General features: G+C 43.1%; 8 protein-coding genes. All 8 read right to left on the reverse strand.

The window, feature by feature from the left end; translation table 11 throughout:
- Positions 1 to 57 precede the first annotated feature (57 nt).
- The 8 genes from ABFV83_RS14955 to ABFV83_RS14990 all read right to left on the reverse strand — a co-directional run bounded on the left by ABFV83_RS14955 (position 58) and on the right by ABFV83_RS14990 (position 19,283).
- Positions 58 to 1,125: a hypothetical protein gene (locus ABFV83_RS14955; protein WP_349944903.1), complete on the reverse strand. Its 1,068-nt coding sequence runs from the start codon at positions 1,123 to 1,125 to the stop codon at positions 58 to 60.
- Positions 1,115 to 15,706 (reverse strand): SpaA isopeptide-forming pilin-related protein, encoded by a 14,592-nt coding sequence (locus ABFV83_RS14960; RefSeq protein WP_349944904.1) that lies wholly within the window; start codon positions 15,704 to 15,706, stop codon positions 1,115 to 1,117. Before ABFV83_RS14960 ends, ABFV83_RS14955 begins: the two co-directional genes overlap by 11 nt.
- 90 nt (positions 15,707 to 15,796) lie before the next feature.
- Positions 15,797 to 16,528, reverse strand: coding sequence for a hypothetical protein (locus ABFV83_RS14965; RefSeq protein WP_349944906.1), 732 nt, complete (start codon positions 16,526 to 16,528; stop codon positions 15,797 to 15,799).
- 123 nt (positions 16,529 to 16,651) lie between these two features.
- Entirely contained in the window at positions 16,652 to 17,326 is a 675-nt protein-coding gene (locus tag ABFV83_RS14970; protein WP_349944908.1) for a DUF5710 domain-containing protein, read from the reverse strand.
- A 272-nt stretch (positions 17,327 to 17,598) separates the two neighbouring features.
- Positions 17,599 to 17,976 carry a type II toxin-antitoxin system HicB family antitoxin gene (locus ABFV83_RS14975; RefSeq protein ID WP_349944909.1) on the reverse strand — a complete coding sequence of 126 codons (378 nt, stop codon included), beginning with the start codon at positions 17,974 to 17,976 and terminating at the stop codon, positions 17,599 to 17,601.
- 67 nt (positions 17,977 to 18,043) lie between these two features.
- Positions 18,044 to 18,310 (reverse strand): Txe/YoeB family addiction module toxin, encoded by a 267-nt coding sequence (locus tag ABFV83_RS14980; RefSeq protein ID WP_349944911.1) that lies wholly within the window; start codon positions 18,308 to 18,310, stop codon positions 18,044 to 18,046.
- Entirely contained in the window at positions 18,307 to 18,561 is a 255-nt protein-coding gene (locus tag ABFV83_RS14985; RefSeq protein WP_349944913.1) for a type II toxin-antitoxin system RelB/DinJ family antitoxin, read from the reverse strand. Before ABFV83_RS14985 ends, ABFV83_RS14980 begins: the two co-directional genes overlap by 4 nt.
- 278 nt (positions 18,562 to 18,839) lie before the next feature.
- Positions 18,840 to 19,283 carry a single-stranded DNA-binding protein gene (locus ABFV83_RS14990; protein WP_349944915.1) on the reverse strand — a complete coding sequence of 148 codons (444 nt, stop codon included), beginning with the start codon at positions 19,281 to 19,283 and terminating at the stop codon, positions 18,840 to 18,842.
- Between the last annotated feature and the right edge of the window lie 47 nt (positions 19,284 to 19,330).

Consider the following 19,330-nt stretch of genomic DNA (forward strand, 5'->3'; position numbering starts at 1 on the left):
TTATAAGGTAGTAAGACAGTACTGAAACAGTCTGGCCTTTTTGGGGGAGTCTTATTTTCATTGTCTGTGTTTTTCTGCATTCCGTTTCTTGTTTGTTCCTTTTTTTATTATGATCAGTAAGATTAGCATGATAAGTAAGATTGTAAGGATTGCTAAAGTAACGGAATTTGTCAGCAGCCATTTTAAGAAATTCCAGAATCCAATTTTGCCCTGCCGTTTATAGATAGCAGTTGCCTGCTTTCGGTAAATGGGCTGGCCTGTTTGATTTTCTGCATCTGCTTCAATATAGGTTCCGTGGAAAACATTGGCATCTATGGGCGGGAAGGTGACCTCCCCTCCATAAGTTCCCCTGATATCTTTCACCAGTTTCCGGCCGTAAGCAGTTGCTCTCCGGATCACCTCCCCCTCTTTTCCCACAGGACCCCCAGCCCACTCGATCCTGGTAATTTTGTAGTATTGGGGCGGCAAATTTAAATAATCCAGAAACTGATTCCCATGGTCTATTAATGGAGAATGATTAGATATTTCCGTCTGGCCCAGCATGTATGAATCCGCATCATATCCGGTCACTGTAATGGGAAATGTAAAATTATAGTCCCAGTAAGTACTTTCCTCCTTATAATCAACCGCAGGAAGTTTTACCTTTAATTCCTGCTTTAAATCTTCATTTATTACCTTGACCTCCCCATCTTCCGGAAGAGAGTCTATGTATTCCACTCCTTTGTATAATATGGAAGCTTCTGAATATTTCGTGGCTTCTTCCGTGATTACTTTTGTGATCTCACTGGTTTTCAATATATATTTTTTTCCGTTTTTCTCTATTGCTTCTTCTGGCGCATATTCCTCAATACTTCCGACAAAGGGGGCGGAATCATATGTTACAGTATCACACGGGGCAATTTCTTCTACTTTATCTATTTGAACAGATTTCAACCGGTAGATATTTCCGTCTTTTTCATAGACATCTTTAAACTGTGATCTTCCGTCTTCCTCTTTTATGGCTGTCCTATACTCCTTTTTTATTTCGATGAACGTTTCTTCCGCATGTACAATCCCAGCGCACCCCAAAATGAGGGGTGCGGCAAGAAACATAGCAATAAAACCTTTCTTATGCTTATTTTTCATTCTTCTTATCTCTTTTTCTCCTTACATAAATGATGCCGGACACAATAACGGACATCCCTATAACTAAAAGCAATCCTCCGCGCAGGCCTATATCGCCTGTTTTAGGCAGTCTGCTCAGCCAGCCCCAGTATCCTTTTCCCCTATGATTAATGCTTCCAAAGCTGTTTAGGCTTGATTGATATGTTGCTGTGATGAAGCCCTTTTTCCTGACCTGTTCCGGACTGTTATACATCACAAATTCTCCTGTTGCTGCGCCGGCATCCGTTACATGAATAGTCAGGTAAGTATCAGTCTTTCTATATCCTTCCGGAGCTTTTATTTCATGTACGGTATATTTGCCGACGTGCAGCGGCTGGAATGATAATCGGCCGCTTTCATCTGTTATTCCGGTAAATACCGGCATTCCAGCTTCATTTCTGATCTCCAGGTCTGCTCCGGCTAATCTTTTCCCGGTTACAGCATCTGCTTTTTGGATCAGCACTTCCGGCGATGGGTGATTTACAACCGATATTGTACTGTTTTCCGATATCTCACCGTTTTTAATGGTAAAGGAATAGATATGATCTGTTGCAAGATAGCCGGGAGCTGCTTTTGTTTCCTTGTAGGTATAGGTTCCGTTTGCCGGGATATCAAATTTTGCATATCCATTCTCGGCTGTATCTACGGTCAGGTATAAACTTCCGTCAGGCCGGTAAATGGAAAATTCCACTCCCTTAATGCCTTGGCCTGTTGCTGCCTCCACCTTATAGAGATACATTTTATCTGAACCGGGACTTTGCTTCTTTGAATCTGTCATAGTAACTTCCAATAGCTCTGCCGCTTCTGGCATTGTAAATGCTACATCGGCCGAAAGGTAATATCCTGATGGTGCTTTCACTTCATGAAGATAATAAGTTTTTCCTGCTGTCAATCTTCCGGTGATATCTATAGCCCTATCTGTTGTTTCAAAGTCTGGGATGACTACATTTTTCTGCTGGTCCAACACCTGTAAAATAGCTCCTTTTAAGAATTGGCCGTATGGATCTACTTTTTTAAGACGAACCGCAGTGACTTCATTTTTCATCTCAATCATGTCAATTGTTCCGTTTTGGCTGACAGTAAATGGAACTTCCTTCGCATAAGCATACCCATCTGCGGGGAGGATTTCGTGGAGCCAATAGCGCTCTCCTGCTTTTAATTTTGCAATAAGTTCATGGGGTTGTTCACCGGATACCCACTCTTCCAGAATGTTTCCCTCCTTATCTTTTATGCTCATATGATTTCCTGGAAGCTCCTCATTGCCAGTTATAGCCTTTTTTGACAGAATCACATGGGTCGGATTGTCTATCATAATTACTGTATCCCTATCACCATTTAAGCTGACAGTAAAGGGAATATCTTCTGCATAGGCATATCCATCTGCTGGGCTGACTTCATGAAGCCAATAATTTTTCCCGGCTTCCAGCTGGCCTTTTAATTCTTCAAACTGCTGGCCAGTAGTAAAGATAAGGTCATCACCGGGATTTAATCCATTGCCAGCCCTAAGTGCCTTGGTTGGAGTCTTATCCTCATTTAAAATTTGAAGGGTGCTTCCTGGTAATTGGCTGACGGCGTTTGATGGGTTTTCTGTTAAAAGAGAGCCGTTGACTTTTTTAATCAGAATCTCTGTTTTCTTATCTTCCATAATTACTGTGATTGATGTTGGTTCTTTCGGAACGGTGAAGGTTACCTTTTCGCTGTAGGCATATCCGGCCGGCGGCTCTTCCTCTATCAGCTCATAGGTGGTTCCCGCTGTCAGGAATCCTTTTATAAGGACTGGTTTTCCTTCTGTCGTAAAGGAAGTAATGATGATACCAGTTTCCTTTTCCCGGATAGAGAAACGTCCTCCGGTTAGGAGTTCTCCGGTTTCAACATCTATCTTTTTAATTTCCACCTCTGTCTTTTTATCCTGCATGACAATGGTTGCCGGTATACCGCTTTCCTCCGCAGTAAAGAGGATCTCCTTTTCGTAAGCGTAACCTTCTGGGGAAAGTTCTTCCTTAATAGTGTACTTTTTACCTTGGGTAAGAAGTTCTGCCGGAATGACAGTCTTCTCTCCTTTCTCTTTTGTAAATTCATAAATCACTTTTCCGGTTTCTTCATCTGCAAGGCTGTACTGGCCTCCGTCAAGTTCCTCTCCGGCTTCAATATCCACCTTGGAGAAATATAAATGTACCGGACGGTCCTCCATGTCTACGTTATCAACCATTCCGGAAGCATTTAGCTGGAAGCGGTAAATTCCGCTGGTAAGGCTGCTTCCGTCACTGTACGTTGTAGTTTCAGTAAGTTGATAGTTTCCGCCTGCCGTTAGGATCTCCCGGATCGTTTTATTGTTGCGGTTGTTTTTAAATACTGCACTCTGTATGGTCTTTGAGATCTCTCCTGTTATGGTTCCTCCTTCTGTTTGCCCGGTAGGGCTTAATATTCTGTCATAACCATCTTTTGGCTCCTGTGCGATTTCATATCTGGTTCCGTAGGGCAGCCCGGCAAAGGTAAGGTACCCGTCGCCGGTTATGGTGATAGTTCCTTCTCCTTTGATCCGTCCTTCCGCCGAACCACTGTATGCCTGGTATCCGGTTAGGGTTTTACCCGCAGAGTCCATAAGTCTTACATGGAAAGTAAACTCGTCTGCCTGATCCTTACCAGTTCCAGTCAGTTTATTTATGATGGCAATGGAACCATCCGGGACAATAGGATTTGTAAGGGTAGTGCGCTTCGTAACTGCATCTGCCCATGTTTCAAAATACACATTTGCCTGCGTTCCCGTTTCACCGCTGACCACGGCCACCAGGTCTACCGTACCGCTCTCATGAGCGGCGATATCACTAAGGTTCCAGGTGACAATTCCATTTTGCTCGGCGCCGTAATCTGTTGATCTTAAATAATCAAGCCCATCATTAACAACCGCTTTGATGCGGATATCTGCCGGCTGGTTGTAAGGATTAGTATAGGTAACCGTGTATTTTATGACGTTTCCGTTTTTCACTGCACTGTGATCCGATCCTATGCTGCTTGTTACTTGCGCTATAGGAATTTCCCTGGTTATTGGATTCTTAATGGTGTAATCGTAGTTATCCTCATTAACGGCCCAGCCAGCAAGGACATTTCCTTCTGCATCGGCCAGTTCCTGCCTGGTTTTCAGGTATGTCCTGGAGGGAATGGTGTAGGATCCGTTTTTGTCAAAATATATCCGTTTCGTTTCCTTAAAGGACTTTTCTGTCCTGCCATCGGAATATCTGGTGTATTCGGTAATTTCATATAAATGGCCGTTTATGATACCGTCTTCCACTGTTATAATCTGGCCGCTTCCTGTCCCAATAAAGGGAGGAAGCTCGGTTTCTGCGTCTAAATCTTTTAATACTGTATATACCTTTACAGGAACCCTTCCGGTAACAGTCAGGACTTCTATGGAACCGTTGTCACAGGCCAGCTTTAAGACACTAAAATCATTTGATACATTTTTAATTCCCGTTCCCGCCTTATTTATGGCAAAGATCACCGGCTTTGAAATAGTATATCCGGTTGGAGCTTCCAGCTCTTCCATGATGTAGACCCGGTTCGCTGACAGCTTCTTTGTCAGGGTATAGCCGTCCGGACCGGATACGAAAGTCTCAATGGTATCTCCAACCTTTTGGTATTCTCCATCAATGACCACCGCCTCATACACAGCTATCTCAGCACCTTCCACCGCCATCCCGTTTTCAAAGTTTGTCTTTTTAAATTGTATTTTTGTTGGTTGGTTCTCAATTTCACAGGTGTAAAGTATTTCTTTTCCGATCCCTTTCTCGTCAAACTGGAACTTCTTCATTCCTTCGAAGATCTGGTAAAAATCCGGTGGGGAAATTTCTTCAATGGCATAAGTGAAAGGTTTTATAGTTCCGTCTGTCTGCACCATGCCTACTGGAAGTCCGGTTATTTCTGCCTTTCCGTCTGTGCCAGTTGTCATGTACCAGACAGTTCCGGTATCCTTGTTCGTTACCTTAAACCGAGCGTTTTCCAGTCCCTCTCCAGTATCGGAAGCTTTCTTTTGGATTTCCAGCTTTCCTACGGTTGGAGTATTGATCACCCGGTAAACAGGTATTTTTTCTGCTCCTACGGTGATTTTTACCGGCGCGGCTTTCTGCATATAGGCCGGAGGAATAAGCTCGGCTACATAATAAGTTCCATAAGGGGTTTTATCAATGCGGTGAGGCTTTAAATCCCCTACAGAAAATCCTTCCGGGATATCCCCGTTAAATCTATCATTTTCCGTATACCTTCCATCCGATCCGGATAGCCAGGTTTCTATATGATGAGCTTCATCTTCCACAAAGTTCCCGGCTTCATCGGCCCGGTAAAGGGCCAGTTCTGCGCCCTTTGCGGCATACTCATTTGTTCCGTCCGTTACCACTTTAAGGACATTGATGTACTTTTCCTCGTTTTCCAGACTGAATCTCTGCACACTTCCGGTTTCTTCAAGGACGATTGCTTTGGGATCGGCTGTTTCAAAACCCTCCGGTGTCTTTTCTTCCACCAGGACGTAATTTCCTACCTTCTTCCCGTCTTTCTCTGCATTAAAAGGAAGATAATCAATCCGGTGCATTCCCTCTAAGGTGTCATAACTTTTTACCCCGTTTTCCTCTTTGTAGTTGAACTGATATTCAAAATTCAGGGGGAGTTTCCCGTCATGATCAAGGGAACCGCTTTTTACGTTCCGGTAAATGGTGATCCGAATTGTTTTTCCGGCATCGGTGATCCATGTCTGGATGGCTCCTTCTGCTTTTCCGGTCTGAAGGCTTTCGCTGCGCTCCGCCGTCCGCTCCCCTTCTTTCGTGTACCAGGTGAGGGAAGTGAGGCCTTCTCCTTTCTCCCGATAGGCTGCCTCAAAGTCCGTAATAAAGCTGGACTGATTTTCTGACAGATCAAGAAGGGCCTTTATGCGGTCCATAAAGCCAGTACTTTTTTCAAACTTTTCGGTATACTCAGTCAAATCCTCGGTCAGCCATTCTGTTATCTTCTTCTCCTTATCAAAGACCGGCTTTCCGTCAGCGATTATAATAGTTCCATTGCCGTCTGACTTTGCTTCAAAAAGGGCCAAGGTAGCTGCATGGCTGTTTGGAAGCTGCATCTTTTTCCCTGTACTGCCTACATAATATTTGTAAACTTCCAGCTTGGTATGATCGTTCTTTAAGTTTATGGTCTGTACTTCTCCGGTGGCTTTCACTGTAAGTTCCATGGAACTGCGGGCATAGCCGCCGGCTGCTTCTACTTCCTCCAAGATATAATCTCCGGCAGGGATTCCCTCAAAGTATTTCGGGGTTCCATCTGTGATCCAGTCAGCTACGATCCGCACCGGCGTATTGTCAGCGGTATTTTCTACCGTCCATTCTGCCGGCTTATTTTCGACCTTTACAAAATAGTAGCCTTTCGGATAGGTTACGCTGTCCGTGGTATAGACCCGCTTTGCTTTGTAAAGTTCCAAATGCGCCCCGGTAACCTGACCGTAACTGTAGGCCCCCTTCGGCTCCGTGATCGTAATATCTTGCTGAGAGCCTGACCCTTGGTCATAATCGCTGAGTACATCAATCCGGTACTGATCCGGTGCATCGGTCTTTACAATCTCCACCTTGATCTTTTCATCTTCCAGACCGGCCTTTTGGACTTCTCTGGTTTCCGTAACGGTAACGCCTTCCGGAAAACCTTTGGTGTAGCCGTCTGGAACCTTTACCTCTTCCAGGATGTAGGTTCCAGGGATCACCCGCTTTAACATATCAGCCTGGCCTACGGTCATCTCTACCTTAAATGGATTGTTGGGATACTTCTCTCCGGTAATCCAGGTGTTTTCCATGATCCAGGCTTCGCCCTGGCGGTGATATAGCTTCTTATCGTCTGTGGTATCCTCTTCCTTCCCAATGTCTTCTATGCCGGTCTTATTATTTATCTTATAAGTAGCATTGTTGTAGGATGGAAGAAGGTCATCATATCTGTAGCGCACATAATCCCCGTCAATGTCATAGACAGGATCGCCTTTTTTATAGGTTTTATCTGATCTCTGGTAATACTCCGGTAGACCATGGCCATTCAGGACCGGGTTCAAGCTTTTATTAAAATCATTACCGTTATAAGTCCCTGTGACATATTCCTGATCCGTATCGGCATTGATGGAAGCAATTCTCCAGGTTTTGATTTTTTCTCTGGCAATGACTGCTCCGGTTTTGGTTTTGGATACCTTTACCGGCCATACAAGAAGCTTTTGACCTTCCTTGGCAGGGTCTGCCCCGCTATTTCGGGCATAGGCCATTCCGGTAGTGGGATTTGCATATGCATCCCGGTTTCCATTGCTGTCAAGGTGATAAAGGATGGTTCCAGGGCTTAAAGTGAAGCATTTGTCCGCTGCGGAATATTTCACCGTTGTTAGATCCCCTCCGGTCAGCTCAAAGACAGGCTGCCCAGCCTTCAGCACGTAGATGGATTCCTGGTTTTTTATCTTTACCCGGTTTCCGTTCCGGTCATAGCCGTAAAGCTTCCCATTTGCCCCGGTTTCCGTTACTTTCAAATCTCCAAGGGAATAGAAAAGAATATCCGTATCCCCTCGTTCTACAGTCCCATAAGTCCAGGTTCCTTCCCCTGGCTCTCCGTTTAAGCTTCCTTCTTCATCCTCTTCCCGGATAAATTCAATAGTGGTTCCAGCGTGTCCTTTTAATACCTGAATGGATTGAACGTTGTTATTCCGGTCCCTTACGACCTCCACACCATCATATCCATAATCTCCGCTGTCCCCGTTTTCCTTGACCTCTATGGCATCATATAGGGCCATCTGTGCCCCTGCAACATAGCGGTTGTTATCATCGGCGGTATCTAAGGGCCTGGATATCAGGCCGTAACCGGCAAACATGCCATCTACATAAACTGGCTCAACATCTTCTCCGGCGGCCTTTCTGGATTCTAAGTACTCCAGAGTACCTTTGTACCAGGCATAGCCTGAATAGGTTCCGTTCTTGTAGCCAAACTCCAGGTTTTCTGTTCCGTACTTCTGTTTTAATTCCAGTTCTGTTCCTTCTAACCTGGTATTAGTCTTGTAAGTGACTGTCTGAGTAGAATCCTTGATTTTGGATACTTCCAGGCGGACCGGAGTATTCCCTACGTAAATTCTTGCAGTGTTAGTGATACCCGGCGTCCCTTCTCCTGTCTTATCCTCATAAATAGCCGCTGCTACTCGGTTATCTCGGTTTTCATCCAGGTAATAAGTGGTGCGGTCGGAATAAATTTCTATGGCTACCGGCTTTGTTCTTACATAACCGGCTGGGGGCTTCACCTCACAAAGAACATAGGTCCCGGCTCCAAGGGGCTGGGGTGTCGTAAGATAGCCGACATTCTGATCCTGATATGATACGCCTGCCGGATCATCCTCCTGGGCCTGAAGGCCGTCCCGGATGGTTGTAAAGGCTTCAAACTGCCCTGTCCTTCTTCCTTCCTGATCGGTTAAGATCACCTGTTCCGATTCCTTACAAATAGGTGTCCCCGCCGGAACAGTTCCCTTCCAGGCGTTTCCTTCCAGGGCAATATCCCTGGCTCCCATAGCTTCTAAAAATTCCTTTGAACCTTCGATCCGGGTATCTGTATCAAAAAACTTCACCAGGCCATCCGTATTCTCCCCATCCTCCCTGGACGCTGCATAGAGAGTAAACAAAGCTCCATCGTGGAGGAGGTTTTCCCCTGTTTCTGAATCCAGCTTTTCAATTCTCAACCGGCTGGTATAAAAGGTGTTTTGGTACTTCCGGTACGCATAGCCTTTATAGCTTGCTGTTCCGTCCCCATTTTGTATGGTATCCGTTGTTTCATCGGCTGGCTCTGTGACCGCCCATGGCACCAGCATAGACGCAAACTTTCCATCATAGGCCGTCTGCATCCCCTCCATGGCCGTCACATGATCCCGGTATACCTCTCCAGCTCCGGACGGGAAGGAAACATTATCATAAATCTGCTTATCTTCGGAAATTGAACCGTAACGGTAGACTTTCTCTACTCCATTTGTTTCATAGGTGGAACCATTGGCCGTTCTTTTTCCAGTATTTACATCATCGGCAAAGTAATGGCTACTTGGATTTCCACCGGCTTCCACTGGATCAACCAGGGTGTTGTAATAGTCCTTTACCGGGTCGTTCTCTCCCTGGGTAATGGCGAAATGCCTATGGCCGGTAGGATCACCGGCAGCTGCACCTGATAGTTTGTCAAGGTCTAAGCCATAGGGATAAATTTCATAATCACCTAACAGGCTGTGCGCCCGGATCACATACTTTCTTAAGTCCTCCCCATTCTCTCCCGGCCATTCTTCATTAAACCGGATCTGATACTTAGCGGAAAGGGCTTGGACGGTATCGGATGCCTTGTACTGATAATAAATGCTTAAGGCTTCCGGGGTCTTATCGGCTCCGTCCTTACCTCCTTCATAAACTGCCGGAAGCTCAATTTCCTTTGGAGCATCAGTCTTGTAATGCTTGTTGTAAAGATCTCCTAAATCCTTACTAAAGGGCTGTTGCTCCACGGCAATATAGGTTCCGTAAGGAAGATATTCTGATACTCCGTAAGTGTAACCGGCCTCCGGAGCTTCCTGATCGGCGCTTAATGTAGTCCTATCTTGGTCCTTACCACCGTCTGTCTCACTGTCCCAAGCAATGGAATAGATCTGATCAAAGTCATAGGAAAAGAACGGTTTCAAATAGTTCTCTGCTTTCTTAATGGCTTCTGAAAGAGCCTTATCATATATCTCATCCTGATATTTTTCATTTCCTGAACCGCTTTGCTTCTCCCCGGCCTGGTTATTACTAACCAGTTTTGCCACTTCCGTATCCAGATACCAGGTAATTGCAAATTGGCGGACGTTATCGGAACGGAGGGCATTTTCAGCGGCAGTATTCGATGTATTAATACTGTTTCTCATGTCTAAATTGTTATGGATTGCCGGATACTGCTTTTCTGCTCCGCCAGTTCCAAACAGGAGCTGCTTAATAAAAGCAAAGGGCTTAAAGGATGAGCTGCCGTTCTCTGTACGATCCCATTTATCGTCATTAGCCACTTTGATGGCTTCAAAGAACTTTTCATAATTGTAACGGTTCACCTCCCGGTCATTTCCGGACTCATCCTTGACCTTCTGAATGGTTTTCTCCAGAATAGCAGTATAGCCTGGGTTCTGATCTGTATTGATGTAATCGTTTGTATAACTGTAAAGCTTGGTATTTGCGATCGCTGCCCTATTGGAATCACTGGTAAGCGAATCGGTCCGGTAGTCTACCTTAGTGAAAAGTTTCTGGACCTTTTCCGGGAAAGAGTTTCGGTACGCAAGAATATCCACGATGTTTCCATTACGGTCCTGCCAGGTCACCGTTCCATCTTCAGCCCGGTATAACCGTTCCAAATTGGATTTTAGGTAGACTTTGAAACGGAAGTTTTTTAGATACCTGGCATTCTCTTTTATTCCTCCCCCATGTCCCGTGTAACGGTCCTCATGACCGATCCCTGCATAAGTGTTATCATCATAAGTCCCATCTTCTTTCACAGAAATGTCTTTCGTGATTTTGATTTTCTGCATAATGGGCCGTTCCACTACAGAAACTTTTGTGTTCCTGGTGCCCCCATCAGTATAGATCTGGTTCCGATCATACCGCAGGGTCACCGTTTCAATATAAGTACCGGCTCCGGACATGTTTGGGGAAACGGAGATATTTCCGTAATACCCAGCGTATTCCTCCGGAGTGATATAGGTTCCTTCCACAAAGTCATCCTGATATTTGATCTTATAGTCGATGGATTCCGTTCCTTCACTGCCAGCCACTTCAATGAGATAGCCTACTCCGTCATAAGTAGCGGCCACCGGCGTGTCCACATCCTTCAGTTCATAACCTGGGGCCACATGTACTTCCTCTTCTACCAGAACTTTTTTAATGCTTCCATCATTGTTCCGGAGCGGTTCTCCCTGGCTGTACACCCAATAGGTACGTTCCGGACTGTCTAAAACGGTAAGGGCAGATAAATCCTCCGGATAAACAGCATTATTCTTTGACAACTCCCCTGCTTTCACCTTTGCATAAGTCACAAAACCATTCCCATTTTCCTTAAAATCCTCGAACTGATCCGGGGTATAAGCTGTGTAGAGATATCCGGAGGCATTTGTTCCTTTGATTTCATAGTCAATGGAATTTCTGATATATAAGATTTTTTCCACTTCATCATAAATACTGGCTGATACAGAGCTTCCCACCCGGTAGGAATAGCGGATCATGGCCTTTCCATCGGTAATTTCCTGTATCCTTAAGCAGTTAAAAACAGAAAGCCCGGCTGCCTCCATACCTTCGTAAAGACTGGCTGCCTGTTCCTCAAAGGTATCTCCTGTTACTGGAATCATGATCCAGGGAGCGCCCTCATCCGGTTCCTTAAAGGAAGCTCTTTTAAGTGCTGCATTGGCATCCTCCATTAGGTCCTCGGTGTTTTTCTTATCCTGAAAGGTTGGAATTGTATAGCGCAGGGCATTATCAGGCCGGACCGCCGTATAGTCATACTCCGCATCTGATACCTTACCTACCACAGCGGTTTCCCCGTTTGGAAGGGTAATCGTATCGCCAACCTTTGCCATTACCGGAGATCCATTTATGATCACTCTGGCCCCTTCCTCTTGCGCCAGAGCCGTTTCCTCTTTTGTTACATATTCCGTGTGGGTTCCGTTTGAATCTTCCACCACTTCACTTCTAGTTATATAAAAGGAGGCTCCATTCGGGATATTCTGTGCATAGATCTGGTACCCATTTGTGGTTTCGCTGCTTTTTACTGTAAACGTGTTGATCTTTTTTACCCGGTCAATTCCGATTCTTCCGGCGGATACAGTCCCTTCTGCTGACGGATTACCTCCGGCTTCAAAAGCCTCCCGATTGCTGATGGCAGCATCCTTTCCGTACACAGACAGCTCATAGCCCTCGGACCGGGTAAGCTCCTTGATGTAATATTGGGTTCCATCTGCATTGACGATCAAAGGCCGCCCAATCCAACAATTTCCGTTAAGATCCTCATTGTTTTCTATGGGGTAGGAATAGCTGCTTTCCCCGGTACCGTCCTTTCCCTGGTTAGAGGAAAGCTTCTCATAACCGGCTGCGGTCTCATTACGGCTGTCCATCAAGGTAATACTGCTTCCCCGTTCGGTATGGCCGACAAATCGTTCTGCATCAGCTTCCTTCCCAATAGCTTTTCCCATAGCGGTATAAAGGTTTGCCGGTGCCTGATCCGCCCAGCCACCAGGCGTTCTTTCGATTGCCCCAGTCTGATAATTGTATGTATAGCCGGGAGCCTGGGTGATGGCCAGAAAGCTTGCATCCCCGTTCCGGTCTGTTGTTGCTATGGATACCAGGTTATCCTTCTGAAAGAGAACACCAGAATGTCCATCCGGATGGGGGATATCCGTTGCTGCAAACAAACCGTAAACAGCTCCCTCTAAGGTTCCATCGCCCTGACTATCTCCGTAAGCGCCGTAAGAATCGGATTCCCCGGCTTTTAAATTCATATCCTTTTTGTTAAAATGAATTTCTCCTTCGGCTCGATGGTCATAAGCGATAAAGGTCCAGTCCTTAGTAGACGAATCCAGCGGGTCCAACCGGCTTGTTTCTGTAGACTCCGGAAGACCCTTTAAGGAGCTTCCGCTTCCCGAATTTTCGTCATCTGCTCCTAATCGGAAGAAGGATATGGTCTTGTTTGCCACGGAACGCAAGCTAGAAACCACCGTTTCTAGAAGACCAGTGAGAGTAACGCCGCCATTCATCTTTTCCGCTTCGGAATCCGTAGCGGTTTGTTTTTTCTTAGAGACAATTTCCGATGCCGCTTTATCTTCTACCTGGGATTCCGGTTGCGTTTCCTCAATAGTTTCCTCTTCTGATACCGATACTATCTCATCCATAGATTCTTCTATCGTTTCGGATACTGTCTCCTTTTCAGATTTCGGCTCCGTTTCTTTATCTACTTCCGATGACTCATCTGTTTCTTCTACTGTTTTCGATTCTGTTTTCTCTTCGGCCTCCTGCAGTGTTTCCTCTGACTTTTCCTGTTCAGGCTCTGCTTCCTTCTCTGTTTCTTCTGTTATATCCTGCGCCGGTTCTTCTACTGTTTCCTTCTCTTGATGTTCCGCAGCAACCGTCTCATTTTCCGGCTGCACTTCGGTCATCTCTTTTTGAGATATATTTACTCTGTTTGATGTTCCAAAGCTGGCAAACATCACTTTTTCAAACACTTCCGGATTCAGCGGTTTTATAGAGGCATCTGTTTTCAGACTTTCCCGTTTCATATCCGGTCCATTAATGGAATTACCACCCGTGTGACCAAATCCACCGGATTGATAATCCTTGTATTCGCTGGAGCTGACAGTCCTCCATTCCATAGGAATATCATCCGGATGGCTTCCGTGAAGGGAATAGCCGGGAGCTGGGGTAGTCTCCTTTGCGGAATACTCATAAGTCAATGAAATAAAATCCTTGTAAAATCGATCTCGGTCCGCTTCCAGGGCTTCCCTCTGCGTTTTTCCAGTTAGATCAATGGCATGAAAGAAACCACCTTCCTCTACAAGCCTCTCGCACTCCTCCACCCCAGTAAGCCACTTCGCCCATGCACTATCATGGAGTTGCTGGTTGTATTCTTCTACAGCTTCGATCTCACTCTCATTGGTCTGTTCATTGGTTTCCTCGTCATATTCCGGCTCCGGGACCTCTTCATACTCTACAACCGGGGCTGGATGGCCGCTGCAATAGCCTTTTTCATAGGTATAATTCTTAGTATCCTGATGTGCAATCCTGCTATGAATATTTCCCTGGGAATTGATATAATGAAGTTCTCCATTTTCATCAGTGATATGGTCATCGGCATTACACGGATCGTTTTCTGGATAATCCCACCGGAGGAATTGAGATCCGGAAGAATTGGCCTGGTTGTATAGGTTAGTTTCGGAATCGTTGAGTCCCGTGCCTCCGCTGTAGTTCTTGGATATCCGATCCTCATCATTCCCGATATCCTCATCCCAGGAAACTCCGGTCAAGGAACCAGTGTTGGAGTCATAATCGCCTAGACTGTCTAAATCCAGATCTGTACTGTTCAGCTGGGAAGCGTCAAAGCCCTCCAGGATATCCCAATGGGAACCAGCCAAGGGCTTTCCTGTTTCGGAATCAAATTTCAGAAGGCCCACGTTATAATTTGTTCCAAAATTTTCTGTATGTTTATAGCGCTTTACCTCAGCCTGCCCGCCTGAGCCAATGCGAACATGTATTTCCAAGTCTTTATCAAGCTTGGCAGAAAAAAAGGTTTGCGTAAGCTGGAAAGTGTACTTTTTTTCATTAGCTGGATCTTGTGTATAAAATTTAAACGTAGCAAGCTGAGCCGAACCAAGGTCTTTTGCAAGAACTGCACCTATTTGGTTTGGATTAGCCCAATATAGAGTAGCAATTCCCTGTCCATTTGTTGGAACTTCGCCAGACTGGGAAGAGAACACAAGTCCCGCATCCGATGGTCCGATATATAGCCAATCACCAAAGATATCCTTTGCGGATAGATTCTGATAATACCCTTTAACCTCTTCATTCGGATATGGAACCGTCACTGTATAAGTATCAGTACTATGATCTAGCTTTGCATAATAAACGGTTTGACCGGAATCCACGTTAAAACCTTTCATAATGTTGGCTGCATCCCATATACATCCAAAAGTCCACTCCGCCCAGTTTTTACATCCTCTGGCTGCATACTCCGGTACTACCTGGGAATTAGTCAACTGATTATAAACTGTACGATCCCCGACTGCATTAGGATTCATTTGCTTCAGCGCAGTTAAATAATCATCACCTTTACGGAATATCTGTAAATCTGTTTCCCAGTCGCCAGTAAAAGCACTCTTATCTGCCGCCAACCAGTTAATGGAAGCAGCAACTATATACTTAGCCGTTCCTGAGTTTGGGTCGTTGCAAGCTTCCACGCTATAATTTGAACCTAAATAGGTGGCATAGATGTTCATAAGGAAATTAAACTCACGTCTCGTAATTTTTTTTCCATTATTTGTTCCAGGGACTAATTCAGAGGCTCCTTTTCCCGTTGGAAATTCCTCTGGCATATCATCAATGGTCCAATATTTTTCTAAAAATGCCTGACTGCCAAGGTAAATCTGTGCACCGTTTTGATGACCTGCCACACAATACAAAAATGTTTTATCAAAGTCTTTGTATGAACCATCGCTGTACTGTTTATTTTCAACCAAATATTGTTTAGCTCCTGCCGGAAATGTTAATCCATCTACCGGAGATCCCAGATAAAAATCTTTGGTTTCGTACATCAGCCCAGTAGGAGTAAGCCCTTTTCCACCTTTATAAGTAAAGGCAGCTGCATCTTCTTTATAAAAGCTGGCATCCCACGTTTTCCAAGCTGCTGGTTCAATAATCTGAGCATAATCAGCAAAAGAAACCATGCTCTCTGGAATATATGGAAGGAAAGCCATTGCTGTTATGATCACAGCCATGATCGCAGCCATCTTTCTTTTTAAATCAAATTTTTGAAACATTTTTTTCATTCCTTTTATCCTCTTATTTATAACAAAAAAAGACTACCGATTATGAATTAACCGATAGTCTTTTAAAGAATTTCTATATCCAATTAATATTTAGAAAAAAGGATTCAGAGGTCCAGGTACTGACTTTGCAACCCTTTCACTAGATTCCCTATCATAAGCCAAAAAACCTATGGCAAAAGAACCATAATCATACCATGTATTATAATCACCATCATAATGTGTCTTTACTTTTCCGTCAATAACAAGTTGACCCAGTTCATTTACCATATATCCATCTGGTGTAATGGTATTAATATATAGATAGCCGTACTCATCAAAACAATAGGCACGAGTTAATTCATCATTGATCCCATTTGGAGCATCATGTAGCCAGACCCATCGGCTACGATAATCACTACCTTTTGTATCTCCATACCAATAATTACTAGCACCGTTTTCATTTAAGGGCTTAGAAGAATCCTGATGCCAAGCACTACGTTCATACGGTTGTGTATTAAAATACTCAATTTTAGCTAGTTCCATGCCATATGCACAAGCATGACCATCTGAATAAATTAACACTCCATTTTCATCGGTTTTAGAGCCACCAGCTAACAACACATTTTTCATAATATTGCCATGTAGATCCTTCACATAATAAGTATACGTATCCTTTTTTATTGCTATCCCGGAATAAAAACTAAAATCCTTATTCTCCCACTCGTTGCTTGAATACCCTGCCGGAAGCTTATCTGGAGTCCAGATAATTTCCGCAAATGCTGGTGTAACCATGGTTATAGTAAGTGCTGCTGATAATATGGCTCCTAATAATTTCTTTTTCATACTTTAATCTCCCTTCTTTAAATCCAATATACTTATTTTAAAATTGCCCTACGTTCAACATCATATCCAAAATTGATGTGCACTCCCAATTTTTGCTACTGTTTCCCCTTTAGAGTAATACACTTAGTAAATATCCATTGGCTTCATGTTTAGACTATCAATCAATTTTATCTTAGCATCTTGATCTGGCAAAAAACCATCTCCTGTATATTCTGGGATTGTTATACCGTCTTCAATAAAGTTAATTCTATATAATTTAATCTTTTCCCTTAATTTATCATCAGCATTATCAAGATCAAAAAAAGGGCTACTAGGTTCTTCATACAAATGGTAATTTCCTTGGATTACTCCACAATGTTCACAATGATTGGCATAATAACTATCACTTATATATTTAGAATATGAATAATAAAATCTAAATTCATTCTTTAAAAATAACTCTAACTGAGTATTATCAATTTTTTCATCCATTGTAAAAAAGTTTAAATACTCATCATGATATTTGTAATCTATCATATTTCCATTATCATCTTGTTTAATAGAAAAGTAATTTCTATATGCCAAGCCAATTACACTAGTATCTTTTTTACATTTATGGCATTTACGAGGTGCTTCTACAATATACATACAATCACATATAAGATCGCATTCCTCATAAACGGCTGGGAACCACTCAAAAAATTTATAATAATCAAACTTATTTATTACATACCACTGTTTCCTAATCTGATCCCATTTAGCTCCTAGTGATTTAACCTGATCCTTTTTTTCATATGGTACATTTAGATATAAAGCCATGCTCGCCCCCCAAATCTCATATTTGACAACTCAGTCAATAAATGTTATTCTTACGAAAGGTGGCCAACTTTACAACGGTTTCCAATATTTTCAAGAAATAACCATTCTTACTTGTCGGTGGGATGGTTATTTTTTATGATATTATACCATATTTTGGTAATTCTTTCAAACCAAATTTAATTCTTAAGTTTATGAGCGGAACTCAGTTCCACTTAAATACGTTGATTTACCAGAAAATCAAATTCGATTTATCTATTAATGTGCAACTGTGATTATATTGCTTCCTGTAACAGTTGAGAAAAGTTAATCTCATGCTCCATTGCAATGGCATTGAGCCAAGCCGGGAGTGTTACAGTACGATTAACGGAACGGTTGACCCGTGCCATACGAATGGAAGGCATATAAACGTCAATCAAAACCACTCTTTCATTTTCATGTACTTCTACTTGCGATAATCGCGTTGGATCTGGTATATCCTCATCCTCTAATCCACATAGAACGCAGCCAAGTAATTCCCTCGCTGATAGAAATGCATCATCATCATCATTTCCACTGGTAGCGCAGTCCAAATCGGGAAAAACAACAGCAATTTCCTTTCTAGGTTCATAAGTAAAAATAGCAGGATAAAAATAGCGTTCTGTCTTTTTCATGATAAAAGACCTCCATCTTATAGCATTATGACCGAAATTCAATTCCGTTCATAATGCTATAAATCTTTTAAGAAAGATTTTGATAATGTGTTCGACATTGTATGATTTCGATATTATCATTTTTAATTCGATATACCAATCGATTCATCTCATCTATCCTACGGCTCCAATACCCTTGTAAATTTCCTTTTAATGGCTCTGGCTTACCAATACCAGAATAGCCATTTCTGTCAATATCCTGAATCAATAAATTAATACGCTTTAAGGTTTTTTTATCTTGACTCTGCCAATAAATATAATCTTCCCATGCCTCATCATCCCACACCTTTATCATTCATCTACCTCTAAAAGACCACGTACCTTTCCTTCACCTCTCTCCATCCGTTCGCTTGCAGCTATCAGGTGTGCTTGATTCTCCACTGAATAAAATGGATCTGCTTGTACAGCAAATGGAATTCCATTTGTTCGAATTACCTGTTTTAAAAAAATATTAACTGCAGTACTTGTATTTAAACCTAGCTCTGCAAATATCTGTTCACTCTGTTTCTTAATTTCATCATCAACACGGATATTCAAATTTGCCATCTTAATTCCCTCCTTTAGATATATCCATTATATCACATTGTCATTACATTGTAAATACAATGCAAGCGTTTATTGATGCAAATAAATATTGACCAGATATAATTATGATAACAATTGCAAATTAAAATATTTGATATGAAATACTTCACATAATAAATAGATAACATTTTATAGTTCAGCTGCATGAACAGAACTCAGTTCTGCTCATGCTTAAGATCCTTTTTCTATCGGTTAAACATATACGGTTTTCAATGTACAAGTTTGTTTAAGTTATTTTATTAGTTAAATGGAAGTCCCTGATCATCTACCGCATCAGGGATATTCATAAAGCCGTCCCCCACTGCACTGGAAGGTTCTGGTCTGGAAGCTGCTTGACCTCCATCACCAGATGAATTTTTACTATCAGCAAATTCTTGATCATCCACAATAACATCAAAGGTGTAAACTTTAATTCCCTCTTTATTTATATAGCTTCCGGTTTGGATTCTTCCTGAAACTAATACTCTCATGCCCTGTCGAAAATATTTATCAGCAAACTCGCCGGCCTTATCAAATGCAGTACAGTTAATAAAATCTGCCGTTGGCTCATTGTTTCCCTGATTTTTACGACCTCTTCGATCTATGGCAAGTGAATATTTTGTTATTGCCATAGGGTGTTCTCCTTGGGAATATCTCATTTCTGGATCACGGGTTAATCTCCCCATTAAAATTACACGATTCATATCTTCCTCCTCTTCTCCTCTGCTAAAAAGCAGAGGAGGTGTTTTTT

It is taken from the genome of Lacrimispora sp. BS-2, assembly GCF_040207125.1.
Lineage (GTDB): Bacteria > Bacillota > Clostridia > Lachnospirales > Lachnospiraceae > Lacrimispora.

What these genes read in the sequence shown, in the direction of transcription:
- ABFV83_RS14975 (WP_349944909.1), bottom strand. Translation starts at nt 17,976, where the DNA reads ATGAAAAAGACAGAACGCTATTTTTATCCTGCTATTTTTACTTATGAA.
- ABFV83_RS14980 (WP_349944911.1), bottom strand. Translation starts at nt 18,310, where the DNA reads ATGATAAAGGTGTGGGATGATGAGGCATGGGAAGATTATATTTATTGG.
- ABFV83_RS14985 (WP_349944913.1), bottom strand. Translation starts at nt 18,561, where the DNA reads ATGGCAAATTTGAATATCCGTGTTGATGATGAAATTAAGAAACAGAGT.
- ABFV83_RS14955 (WP_349944903.1), bottom strand. Translation starts at nt 1,125, where the DNA reads ATGAAAAATAAGCATAAGAAAGGTTTTATTGCTATGTTTCTTGCCGCA.
- ABFV83_RS14965 (WP_349944906.1), bottom strand. Translation starts at nt 16,528, where the DNA reads ATGAAAAAGAAATTATTAGGAGCCATATTATCAGCAGCACTTACTATA.
- ABFV83_RS14990 (WP_349944915.1), bottom strand. Translation starts at nt 19,283, where the DNA reads ATGAATCGTGTAATTTTAATGGGGAGATTAACCCGTGATCCAGAAATG.
- ABFV83_RS14970 (WP_349944908.1), bottom strand. Translation starts at nt 17,326, where the DNA reads ATGGCTTTATATCTAAATGTACCATATGAAAAAAAGGATCAGGTTAAA.
- ABFV83_RS14960 (WP_349944904.1), bottom strand. Translation starts at nt 15,706, where the DNA reads ATGAAAAAAATGTTTCAAAAATTTGATTTAAAAAGAAAGATGGCTGCG.